At 52.4% G+C, this 12169-nt stretch carries 9 protein-coding genes and 1 other annotated feature (1 of these 10 running past the window's edge); of the genes, 2 read left to right on the top strand and 7 right to left on the bottom strand.

Features of this window, described 5'->3' with window-relative positions; all coding sequences use genetic code 11:
• Positions 1-45: 45 nt before the first annotated feature.
• The gene (locus tag DFP97_RS00690) at positions 46-1977 is read right to left on the bottom strand and encodes an ABC-F family ATP-binding cassette domain-containing protein (protein WP_114378064.1); all 1932 of its coding nucleotides are present in this window, start codon (positions 1975-1977) and stop codon (positions 46-48) included.
• Between the two features lie 181 nt (positions 1978-2158).
• Between DFP97_RS00690 and DFP97_RS00685 the strand changes: the two genes are divergently transcribed.
• Positions 2159-2719 carry a guanylate kinase gene (locus DFP97_RS00685; RefSeq protein WP_114378063.1) on the top strand — a complete coding sequence of 187 codons (561 nt, stop codon included), beginning with the start codon at positions 2159-2161 and terminating at the stop codon, positions 2717-2719.
• Between the two features lie 348 nt (positions 2720-3067).
• On the opposite strand, the gene DFP97_RS00680 is transcribed toward DFP97_RS00685, so the two are convergent.
• The 5 genes from DFP97_RS00680 to DFP97_RS00660 form a co-directional block, all read right to left on the bottom strand.
• Positions 3068-4825: an ABC transporter ATP-binding protein gene (locus DFP97_RS00680; protein WP_114378062.1), complete on the bottom strand. Its 1758-nt coding sequence runs from the start codon at positions 4823-4825 to the stop codon at positions 3068-3070.
• Positions 4822-6579 carry an ABC transporter ATP-binding protein gene (locus DFP97_RS00675; protein WP_114378061.1) on the bottom strand — a complete coding sequence of 586 codons (1758 nt, stop codon included), beginning with the start codon at positions 6577-6579 and terminating at the stop codon, positions 4822-4824. Before DFP97_RS00675 ends, DFP97_RS00680 begins: the two co-directional genes overlap by 4 nt.
• A gap of 181 nt (positions 6580-6760) precedes the next feature.
• Complete coding sequence (fumC, locus tag DFP97_RS00670) at positions 6761-8146, bottom strand: class II fumarate hydratase (protein ID WP_114378060.1); 1386 nt, start codon at positions 8144-8146, stop codon at positions 6761-6763.
• A gap of 268 nt (positions 8147-8414) precedes the next feature.
• Entirely contained in the window at positions 8415-9083 is a 669-nt protein-coding gene (locus DFP97_RS00665; RefSeq protein WP_114378059.1) for a bifunctional 2-keto-4-hydroxyglutarate aldolase/2-keto-3-deoxy-6-phosphogluconate aldolase, read from the bottom strand.
• A gap of 98 nt (positions 9084-9181) precedes the next feature.
• Positions 9182-9493, bottom strand: a complete 312-nt coding sequence (locus tag DFP97_RS00660; RefSeq protein WP_114378058.1) for a Dabb family protein — start codon at positions 9491-9493, stop codon at positions 9182-9184.
• Positions 9494-9684: 191 nt separating this feature from the next.
• On the opposite strand from DFP97_RS00660, the gene DFP97_RS00655 reads away from it, so the two are divergent.
• Positions 9685-10815, top strand: a complete 1131-nt coding sequence (locus DFP97_RS00655; protein WP_245975781.1) for a winged helix DNA-binding domain-containing protein — start codon at positions 9685-9687, stop codon at positions 10813-10815.
• A gap of 12 nt (positions 10816-10827) precedes the next feature.
• Here the strand turns inward: DFP97_RS00655 and DFP97_RS00650 are convergent, their stop codons facing one another.
• Complete coding sequence (locus tag DFP97_RS00650; protein ID WP_281270921.1) at positions 10828-12015, bottom strand: aminotransferase class I/II-fold pyridoxal phosphate-dependent enzyme; 1188 nt, start codon at positions 12013-12015, stop codon at positions 10828-10830.
• 45 nt (positions 12016-12060) lie between these two features.
• Positions 12061-12169, bottom strand: a binding site (T-box leader); it runs 129 nt beyond the window's last position.

Raw genomic sequence — 12169 nt, 5'->3', positions numbered from 1 at the left:
CTCCCTTAAAATAAGCAAGCCTACTCCGCAAGCATCGTATAACCGTTATTTCTGAGCAGCTATTTGCTCCGCCAATTCATTCAATTCCGTCCAGCGGTCCATAAGCTGCTCCAGCTTAGCTTCAAGCTGCTGCTGCTCTGCCGCCAGCTCCTGCAGCCGTGCGGAATCGCTGCTTGCTTTCTCCATGCTTACGGCAATTGCGCTAAGCTCCGCTTCCGCATCAGCTATCCATCCGTCAATTTGCTCATAATCCTTTTGTTCCTTATAGGACATTTTGAGGGCCCGCTCTTTCCCGGAAGGCTTCGTTGCCGCAGCCTTGTCGACTGCAGGCGCAGATGTTGATTTCGTTACTGCAGAAGCCGCCGGAGCAGCTGCACTCTGCTTCTCCACAAAGGCTTGATAGTCCGAATAATTACCCGTGTGGTGAGTTATGACGCCTTCACCCTCAAACGCCACTATTTTATCAACCGTGCGATCCAAGAAGTAGCGGTCATGGGAGACGACGAACACCACGCCCGGAAAATCGTCCAAATAATCCTCGAGCACCGTTAACGTTGATATATCCAGATCATTCGTCGGCTCATCGAGCAGCAGAACGTTAGGCGCATTCATGAGAACGCGCAGCAGCTGCAGACGACGCTTCTCACCGCCGGAAAGCTTCGAAATCGGGGTCCACTGCATCGTCGGCGAAAATAAAAAACGCTCCAGCATTTGACCTGCGGTTATCGTCGTGCCGTCTGCTGTCTTAACCTGCTCCGCGCCTTCGCGTATATATTCAATAACGCGAAGCGATTGATCCATCTCCTCATGCTCCTGCGAGAACCATCCCAGCTTAACCGTAGCGCCAAGCTCGACGGTCCCTTCGTCCGGCGTCAGTTGTCCGGTAATAAGCTTCAACAGTGTCGACTTCCCGCTTCCGTTGCGTCCGACGATGCCGACACGATCCTCAGGGACCGCAATATAACTAAAATCGCGGATGAGCGTCCGCGAGCCAAACCTCTTCGTTACGTTTTCTATCTCAACGATCTTTCTGCCGAGTCTGGTAGAAGCTACAGATACATCCATCTTACCGCCCGCTTGCTTCGGCGCATCCGCCTTCAACGCTTCAAACCGGTCGATCCGCGCCTTCTGCTTCGTCGTTCTTGCCTTCGCCCCCCGGCGAATCCACGCTAATTCATTGCGCAGCAGATTTTGGCGCTTCGACTCCGATGCCGCCTCCCGCTCTTCCCGATCCAGCTTCAGCTCGAGAAACCGGCTGTAATTGGCTTGATAGAAATAAGCCTGCCCTTTATCGAGCTCAATGACTCGGTTACTGACACGATCGAGGAAGTAACGGTCATGCGTAATCATGAGCAATGCTCCTCTGCGCTTCTGCAGCATGCCTTCCAGCCACGCAACCGAATCGTTATCAATATGGTTTGTGGGCTCATCGAGAATGAGGATATCGGATGGAAGCAGCAGCGCCGCTGCCATAGCAACCCGCTTGCGTTGACCGCCTGAGAGTGTCTCTACCTTCGCTTCGTAATCATTAATGCCAAGCTTCGAAAGCGCCATCTTAGCGTCACTCTCGAGCTGCCACGCATCCAGCTCATCCATTCGCTGGTTCGCTTTAATCAGCTGCTCCTGCAGCGCTTCGTCATTCGGCTTCAGCTCAATAGCCTCAAGCGCCGCGGCATAAGCCTGCACGGCCCGAAGCTGCGGCGAATCGCCGCCAAGCACATGCTCAAGCGTCGTCTCGTCCGGCGCAAACGCCGGGTCCTGTGCCAGCATGCGCACCGATACCCGGTTACCGATGGAAACCGTACCGGAATCCGGTTGTTCTAATCCGGCAATTACCTTGAGGAAGGTCGATTTTCCCGTCCCGTTCACGCCTATGATGCCAATTTTGTCGCCATCCTCAACGCCAAAGGTGACATTTTCGAATAATAGCTTCTCGCCATAGCTTTTCGTTATATGTTCAACAGATAATAAGTGCATCGGACAAACCTACTTTTTCGGATAATATGGTTACAGTCGCAACCACTCGTATCATACCACAAACAGGCCTCATCTTCACTTCAGAGCAAACGCAACAGAGTGATTATGCCATTTAGCGATTATGATCATCATTAAGTGCTTGAAAACCGATATAAGAGGTATAAGAAAGGAGTGATTTCGTATGAATAACCCCTATCTGTTTATTTTTACCGGCACCAGCGGCTCCGGCCGCAAAACAGCTGCACATAGAGCTTTACGGGACAGCGGCATCATCCATATTCCCTCCTGCACCGATCGTCCGCCGCGCGACAAGGAACGCCCCGACGAGGATTATCGTTATGTCAGCGCCGAACGGTTCGACCAGCTTGATCAAAATGGCTTCTTCACCGAAACGGTCAAAATCGACCGTTACCGCTACGGCATCGGCAAACATTATCTCGATCTCGCCCTTAATGCCGGGAATAGCATCTACCTTATATTAAACCGCGAAGGCTCGGACATCATCCGCCGTCTATACGGCGACCGCTCCATACGCATTTTCCTATACGTCGATAAGCAAACCGTCTCTGAACGGCTGGAAAGCAAAGGAACCCGCTTCGAAATCATGGACAGCTATTTGAGTCACTATACCGATGAAGTGACCTATCGCAAAGCTTGCGAGCACGTCATTGAGAACATTTCGCTTGAACGCACGGTTGCGCAAATTAAAACGATTTTAGATGGGTATTTGAATCACAAATAATATGAAAAGGTTAAATAGGAGGACCAAAAAGCAATAAGCCCCGAAAAGAACGGGGCTTTGCCACTCAGGATGACCGATGAACTCAGTTCATGTAACCAGAGAACTGCCTGGGCTAGAGCAGATCATTATATCTTTATCGCTCCCAACCGGGTAAGCTCGAATCGGTCGACCGATCCATTTTCCGCCTCCTCAAAAAGCTAAGCTTAAGGATTGCAAGTATTTTTAAACTTGTCAACAAACCAAATAAAATACGGGACTGTCCCATAAGTGAGCTGCACCATTATTGCCGATGCGGGTTAATCTTAGAGGTCGGGTGGTACAGGAATAAGAATTCTGCACCACCACTAGTTACTCCATTTCGCCATGCCACAGACGGCGCATCTCTTCGCTCGTCTTGAGCAGCGCCTCGAGCGTGCCTTCCGCTTCGATTATCCCATCCTTCAGGAGGATGATATGATCCGCGTGCGTCAGCACCGCCTTCCGGTGCGAGACGACAAGGCATGTCGCAGACTGTCCGGAGAACGTGCGCTCCCACAGCTGCTTCTCCGTCTCGACATCGAGCGCACTCGACAGGTCGTCGAACACGAGCAGCTCGGCATCGCGAACGAACATGCGGGCCGCTGCCGTCCGCTGCGCCTGGCCGCCGGACAGCTTCACGCCGCGCGGACCTATGACGGTATCGAGGCCATTCTGAAGCATTTCAACATCCCTTTCCATCACCGCAGCCCGCACCGCAGCTTGCACCCGCCCCTCATCCTCGGGGATGCCAAGCAAAATGTTGCGGCTCAGCTTGTCGCTATAGAGTCTCGGTACCTGCGGCGTATACGCGCTGTGCGGCGGTACGAAGAAGTCGCCGGGATTCGTGACCTCCTCGCCGTTCCAACGGATCGTCCCGGCATCCTTCGGCAGCAGGCCGAGCAGCGTGCGGAGCAGTGTTGTTTTGCCGGAGCCGATCCGTCCGGTTATAACGGTGAAGCCTCCCTCCGGAAGATGAAGCCGGATGTTCTCGATGCCGCGTCCGGTTTCCGGATAACGGTAAGAAAGCCCTTCTGCCTCGAGCAGCTGCAGCCGGTCCCGATCCGACCGCACCGGCTCCTTCGGTTCCGGAAGCTCACCGCGCAAATACAGCGGATGCGATTCGGTCAGAAGATCCCCCGGCGCTCCTTGAAGCAAAGAGATCAGCCGGTCCTTCGATACTTCGCTTTGTTTAAAGTAAGTCATAAACTTGCCGAAATTTTGGATGAACTGCGTGACGAACGTTAAATAGTACACGAATAGAGCGAAGTCCCCGACTGTAAAATCTCCGCTCCGCATTGCCTGCGCGGCAAGCAGCAGAATAAGGCCTATTCCGATATTCACTGCATTGGAGAAGACGGAATCCAGCGTTTGCGTAAGCAGCTTATCCTTGAGCATGGCGCCCCTGCGCGAATCGTTCAACCGGCGGAAACGGTCGATTACACGCTTTTCCGCGCCTGCGACTTGAATCGCCTGGACAGAGCTGAACATTTCGCTAATGGCTCCGGTCACCTGGCTCGTCGCCTCCCGGCTTGCGGCCCGATACTTCGTCAGCATCGCGGTCGAGAGCTGAGCCACCGTGACTACAATAACAAGCGGCAAAAACACAAGAAGCGTCATCTGAGCATCTATATTAATCAGAATCGCAAACGAAACGACAGCAAAGGTGGTCATCCCGAAGGTGTCGACCGACCAGCTGACTGCCTCTTCGACCTGCTCCACATCGTCGCGGAAGTTGCTGATCGCCTCCCCCGGCGAAACCGGGATGGCCCTCGCTCCCGGCTCACGCAGCACATGGTGCAGCACATTGCGGCGCAGCAGTCCGCTAACGCGCACACGGAAGTTTACATCGGTGATGAATCCGCATATAATCATCCCGACGCGGACAGCGGCCGATCCGATCAGCAGAGCGACAATCGCCCATATACCCAGCTCGTAAGGCGAATCCCCGGATAATAGATCAAAGAACCATTTAGTCACGATGCCCGGAAGGATCGGCGCCAAGTAGATTAATGACCAGGCCAGCGCGTTCACTATGTAGAGCAGCGGCCGATACTTAATCAAGCGCCACAGGAATTGAAAGGTACTCATACAAGCACCTCCTCGAGTCCGGTCGCCATAAACTGGCTGAACCGGGAAGCCGGATTAGCTGCAAGCGACCGGCGCGGACCGTGTTCAATGACGCGGCCGTCTTCCAGAATGAGAATGTCGTCAGCCCGCTGAACAGTCGTCAGACGATGTGCAATGATGATGCACGTCCGACCCTCCAGCAGCTTCAGGATCGCCTCCTCCATCTTCTGCTCCGTCGCCGGATCGAGGCGCGAAGACGCTTCATCCAGGATGACGAGGGACGGATCCGATAGAAATACCCTTGCGAAAGCGAGCAGCTGGGCTTCCCCTGCGGATAGCCCGCCCCCGCCTGACTCCAAGACGGTGTCGAGTCCGTGCGGCAGCGATCGATACCACCGGTCGAGCCCCAGCTCTTCAAGCACAGCATTGATTTGTGAATCACCGATCGACTCATCGAAGAACGTCAAGTTATCGCGGACCGTACCTTGAAACAGCTCGATGTTCTGCGTGACAAGACCGACCCGGCGGCGCAAATGCGCCACCTTCGTATCGCGGATATCGACGCCGCCAAGAAAGACGCCCCCGCTTCTTACATCATAGAAGCGCAGCAGCAGACGGGTCAGCGTTGTTTTGCCGCTGCCCGTTCTCCCTAGTACACCGAGCACCTTGCCTTGCTCCAGCTTGAAATGCACATTCTGCAGCGTCGTGATATCTTCCTCGTAGCCGAAGGTTACCTGCTCGAACCGGACCGAAAGCGGTCCGTGCGGAAGCTCAGCCCCGACGCCGTCGCGTATTTGCGGCTCGGTAGACAGCAGCTCGCGGACACGGACGATACTGGCATCGGCCTTCTGCAGATCCTCCATCTGGGTGCGGATTTTTTCGATCGGCTTCACCATCAGCTCCGTATAGAAAAACACCATATATACGGTACCGACCGACATTGCGCCTTTGCGCCATAGAAAGAAGCAGAGCGCGAAAGCGATCGCGGTGCCGATCGTGAATACGACGAGCGTCGTAATCCACATGTACATCCAGCCCCTGAACGCGCGCCGCCGGATCGGCAGCCATCTGCGGAGCAATGAATGAAAGCGGTGCATCACATACCCTGTCGCACCGTTCGCCCGGGTATCCTCCGTACCTTCGAGATGCTCCCCCAGAAAGCCGTAGAACTCCGCACTTATTTGGCGCATGGCCCCCCAATGGGGAACCGCGAACTTGCGGACATATTGAAGGGCATACAGCGCAAACACAACGAATACCGCCATGCCGAGCCCGATGATCCAGTTTTCCCAAAACAGCAGGAGTACAATGCCTATCACCAGCAAAGCATTTGTCAGCAAGTTGATGACAAAGCTGGAGAAAAAATTGCCCAGCGCATTGATGTCCCCATCCACCCGCTCGATAATCGAGCCGGAGGTTTGTGTTTTATGAAATGACATATCCAGCCCCAGACAGTGCTCCGCCACATCGCCGCGAAGCTTGTTTGTCGCGATCCAGCCGACGTTCTCGCCAATGTAGGCGGCCGCTACCGTCACACCCTGCAGAACAAGCGATGTGCCGATGAATAAGACCGCTGCATAAAGCAGCTCCTTCATCCCGCCCTGCTCCTCTGCCGCCGTATCGATGAAATAACGAATGATTTGCGGGCTGACCAGCTGCAAGCCAATGGTAGAAAGCAGCAGTATAGTGAGCATGATGATGCTTTTCCTCTGCGGGCGCAAATACGCATCAAGCAGATTGACGTATTGCCGCAAAGGAATTTTATTCCGAGCCATGGTACAGCCCTCCCGGTACGCTAAATTATTGGTAAAACATAACTTTAGTGCACAGCGGAATTCTCGTCAACGGAAAAAATAAGTATAAATAAACTTTCCTTTCCGGCAGCCGCCAGCTAAATATTAAGGGCCGGCGCATCGTCATTGACGGGCGCCAGCCCCTTTTTTCCAAGCTTATTTATTATCGTTTGCCAATCATGTTTTCCGGACGGACAAATTCGTCGAATTGCTCCGAAGTAAGCAAGCCGCTCGCAATAGCCGACTCCTTCAGCGTCAGTCCTTTTTTGTGGGCATTTTTCGCGATGGCAGCCGCATTTTCGTAGCCGATATGCGGATTCAGCGCCGTTACGAGCATGAGCGATTGGTCAAGGTTGCGCTTGATCGCCGCTTCGTTCGGCTCAATGCCTATCGCGCAGTTATCGTTGAACGATACCATTCCATCGGCCATTAACGCCACCGACTGCAGGAAGTTATAAATAATGACCGGTTTGAATACGTTAAGCTCGAAGTTGCCTTGGCTTGCCGCCATCGAAATGGCCGTATCGTTACCGATGACCTGGCATACCGCCATCGTCAGCGCTTCGCTCTGCGTCGGATTTACTTTACCCGGCATGATCGAGCTGCCCGGCTCGTTCTCCGGAATCGAGATTTCGCCGATGCCGCAGCGCGGACCGCTGGCCAGCCATCTTACGTCGTTGGCGATTTTCATCAAGTCAGCCGCGAGTGCTTTAATCGCACCGTGCGTATAAACGATTTGATCGTGGCTTGTGAGCGAGTGGAATTTGTTCGCCGCAGTAACGAACGTTTTGCCGGTCAGAGCAGTCACTTCTGCCGCAACCGCAACCGCAAAGTCCGGGTGTGCGTTCAAGCCTGTTCCTACTGCCGTACCGCCAAGCGCCAGATCGCGCATCTGTTCAACGCTTTGCACGAGCATGGTCCGCGTTCTGTCCAGCATGGAGTACCAGCCGCTAATCTCTTGGCCGAGCGTGATCGGCGTAGCGTCTTGAAGATGGGTGCGGCCGATTTTTACGAGATCGTTAAATTGCTCTGCCTTAGCGCGAAGCGTGCCGTTCAGAAGGTCGATTGCCGGAAGCAAACGATCCTCCAGCGCGATTACTCCCGCAATATGCATCGCTGCCGGGAACGTATCGTTCGAGCTTTGCGAACGGTTGACGTCGTCATTCGGGTGAATGCGTACGGAGCTGCCGCGTTCGGTGAGCAAGCTGTTCGCACGGTTCGCGATCACTTCGTTCACGTTCATATTCGTTTGCGTACCGCTGCCTGTCTGCCATACGACGAGCGGGAAGTGCTCATCCCACTTGCCTGCTACGATTTCATCGACCGCTTCGCCGATGATGGCCGCTTTGGCCGAATCCAGCACGCCAAGCTTTTCATTCGCCAGCGCGGCTGCTTTTTTGATATAAGCCATGGCATAGACGACCTCGATCGGCATCCGCTCTCCGCTAATTTTAAAGTTTTGCAGGCTTCGTTGTGTCTGCGCTCCCCACAGCTTGTCCGCAGGAACCTGAATTTCTCCCATTGTGTCCTTCTCAATCCGATAATCCATTAATTGAACGACTCCTTTAACCTAGTGGTTTTTCTCATCATTGCTCTGTTTCTGTTATAACGCTAATCCCGCTCAGAATCAAGCGAATAGCTTGTAAACGGCAATAAGTATGGTAAGGAAATGACAGTAAATCAAACAATATTACAATGACGGTTCAAATTTATACTATATTTTAAATAAAAGGCGGTCGAATGATTCGACCGCCTTTCCTTGTATCAGAAATCATCTTCAATACCGAAGCTGCAGCGTTCCCAGAGCTCTTTCTCTGCTAGAGCCCTTTTGCTTCGCGGTAAGCAGCGATATAAGCTGCCGCTTTCTGTTCGATAAGCGAGAAGTCGCCGGTCTTTACGGCATCCTTCGTCAGATCTGAGCCAATGCCGACCGCTACTGCGCCCGCCTTGACCCAGTCCTTCAAATTGTCGAGCGACACGCCGCCTGTCGGCATAATGTTCGCCTGCGGCAGCGGGCCTTTGATCGATGGAATAACGCTTGGGGAATACAGATTGCCCGGGAAAAGCTTCACGACATCAACGCCAAGCTCAAGCGCGCTTTGAATCTCTTGAATCGTCATCGTACCCGGCAAAATCGGTACCGTATAACGGTTGCAAAGCCTAATCGTATCCGGATTGAGCGCAGGCGAAACCACATACTCGGCTCCCGCCAATATCGCGGCTCGTGCCGTTTCCGGATCAAGCACCGTTCCGACGCCAATAATGGCGAAGTTCTCTGCATCAGGGGAAGCAGAGCTCGAATATTCCTGCGATAATTGTTCGATTGCACGAAGCGCAAACGGAACCGTCATCGTAATTTCAATCGCTTTAATACCGCCCTTGATCGCACGGCGGGCCATTTCCGCTACTTCCTCCGGCGAGTCCGCGCGCAATACCGCCACAACACCCGCTTCCGCCAGCTGCTGCAGCACTTTAAGCTTTTTCATCCGTTATTCCCTCTTCCATTTTTGTTCATATTTGTTCGAAAATGTTCTGTCTATACCGCTAATTATATGCCGTATCGTACAAATCTTCAATCGTTGTCCTATTTGGTATAGTCGATTTCTAGAAACTTCTCGACTTCCGTCAGCCAACGCTCGTTTACGAACTGTACATGAAGCGGATGCTCGTTATAGGCGTCATAGTCAGCTTGACTCGCAAATTCCATAGAGAAGCCGTAATTATATTCATTTTTCGCGCTTACTTGCTTGTATACCTGAAAGTTCGTTACAGTAGGAATAGACGTCAAAATGCGCTGTCCATCCTCCAAAAACCGTCGCTCAGCCTCCGAACCCTTCTCGTGCTTCAAGCTAAAAATAACCGAATGCAAAATCCAATCTTTCGACTGCGCTGACATGTACATCGCTCCCTATTCTATTGAAATATGAGTTCAAAATCATTAGCTTAAAAATATCATAAACAAGCCTGAGAGTGGAATGTTTAAAACTTAAAAATTAAAATCAACCCTGACACCACGCTGTCAAGATTGAACTGTTAAAATCAAGACGATAATTGTAATAAAATGATAGATGAGGAGGATTATATACCGTGCATACACCTCAGCGGGCTGGAAAAGGTTCTGCACCCGTTCTTGGCCCTAAAGCGCTGAACCGCGCACTGCTTGAGCGGCAAATGCTGCTTCGGCGCTCGAACGCTTCCGTCACCGATGCTATCCAGCATTTGATCGGCATACAAGCTCAAGCGCCTAATCCACCTTATTTCGCCCTATGGACGCGACTTGAAAATTTTCAGCAGGAGCAATTATCCCAGCTTATCAAAAATAGGGAAATCGTTCGAATCGCACTTATGCGATCAACGATTCACATGGTCAGCGCCCGCGACTGTTTGACCCTTCGCCCCCTGCTGCAGTCTGTCTTAGAAAGAGGCCTGCAAAGCGCCTATGCCAAAGAACTAATAGGACACGACTTGAAAGAAATCACTGCTGCCGGTCGCGTATTAGTCGAGGAACAGCCTCGCACCTTCGATGAACTCGGCAAGCTTCTGAGCGAGAGATGGCCTGATTGTACTAAAAAAGCCCTTGGCAATGTCGTCCGCACCTTCGTCCCTCTTGTCCAAGTGCCGCCTCGCGGAATTTGGGGCTCAAGCGGTCAAGCAGCTCATACCTCAGCTGAGGCTTGGTTAGGCCAACCATCAGCTTCCTCACCAGCACTGGATGAGCTGCTTATGCGATACCTGGCCGCCTTCGGCCCGGCTACGATCAAAGACATACAGGTTTGGTCCGGTCTCAATAAGCTTCGCGAGACGGTAGAACGGCTCCGGCCGCATTTGCGCACTTTCGCAGATGAGCAAGGCAATGAACTGTTCGACCTGCCTGGCGCACCTTTGCCGGACACCGATACAACAGCTCCGGCACGCTTCTTATCTGAGTTTGACAATATGCTGCTTTCCTATGCTGACCGCAGCCGAATTATAGACGAAAAGTACAAACCGCTTGTTTTTACGATTAATGGCATTATTCGTTCTACGTTCCTCATCGACGGCTTCGTACGGGGAACATGGAAAATCGAACAAACCCGCGGGGCTGCTGCTCTTTCCATTCATCCATTTGAACCGCTTAGCCAAGCTGATCAAAGCTCCCTGGCAGAAGAAGGCTCCAGATTGCTCAACTTTGCGGCCGCTGCCTGCACACATGACCTTCGATTCACAATCGAGGGGTGAGCAAATAGCTTTTCATTTTACAGCAGTGCCGGCAGCCTTCAAACATCGGTCCATACGCTCCAGCGCCTCCGTCAGCTTGGAAACGGAGGATGCATAGGTGCACCGGATAAACCCTTCCCCTCCACGGCCGAACACATGACCCGGAACGGTTGCAACACCGGCATCCATCAACAGCTTTTGCGCAAAAGCATCTGAACCCAGCCCTGTATGCGCAATGGACGGGAAGGCATAAAACGCACCCTTCGGCTCGTGACACGGCAACCCGATTTCGCGCAGCCCGCGTACGAACATCCGTCTACGCTGACCATACGACTCCATCATCATATCCTTCTCTTCCAATCCGTTTCTGAGCGATTCGATAGCCGCTATTTGTCCGATGATAGGGGCGCACATGACGGTGTACTGATGAATTTTCAGCATCGCAGCGATCAGCTCCTGATGACCGCACGCATACCCGATCCTCCAACCCGTCATCGCAAATGCTTTTGAAAACCCGCTTATCAATAACGTTCGATCCTTCATTCCCGGAAGCGAGGCAAAGCTCACATGCGTTTGATCATACGTTAGCTCAGCATAAATTTCGTCTGAAATAACGATAAGGTTGTTTTCCTCGATAATCTGAGCAATCGACAGCCAGTCGTCATGTGTCATAATGGCACCTGTTGGATTATTCGGATAATTGATAATAAGCACCTTGGAGCGCGGTGTTATTTGCTTTCTCAAGGCTTCAGCCGTCAGCTTGAATTGATCCTTGGCGAACGTTTCGACCTCTACTACCTTCCCGCCATTCAGCTGGGCAATCGGAGAGTAAGCAATATAGCTGGGGACAGATACCAGAATTTCATCGCCAGCCGTAATCAATGTCCGCAGCGCAAGATCAATCGCCTCGCTTCCTCCGACGGTAACGATCACTTCATTCGAGGGCTCGTATTTCACTTGAAAGCCGTTATATAAATAACTGGCAATCTCTTCTCTCAGCTCGATCAGCCCTGCGTTTGGCGTATAAGTCGTTCTGCCGAGCTCTAACGCACGTACGCATGCCGCCCTAACATGCTCCGGCGTGACGAAGTCCGGTTCCCCTACGCCAAGAGAAATGATGTCCTTGTTGCCTTCGGCTAAGCTAAAAAATTTACGGATGCCAGAAGGCGGTATTTCCCTCACGATTGGCGATATCAATTCATTCATGGATAGTGGTTTCATAGCCTTTCCTCCCTTTTTTGTGAAAACAAAAAAGACCCGCCCCTGTAAAGGGACGAGTCTTCACCCGTGTTACCACCCTAGTTTCACGCCTGCGCGTGACACTCCGCCCACATATCAATCAATATGTGTTCCTGTTAACGCTGGAAATGCGGCA

It is taken from the genome of Paenibacillus prosopidis (genome assembly GCF_003337375.1).
In the GTDB taxonomy this organism is placed as follows: domain Bacteria; phylum Bacillota; class Bacilli; order Paenibacillales; family Paenibacillaceae; genus Pristimantibacillus; species Pristimantibacillus prosopidis.
This window is presented reverse-complemented; position numbering and strand designations above follow the sequence as displayed.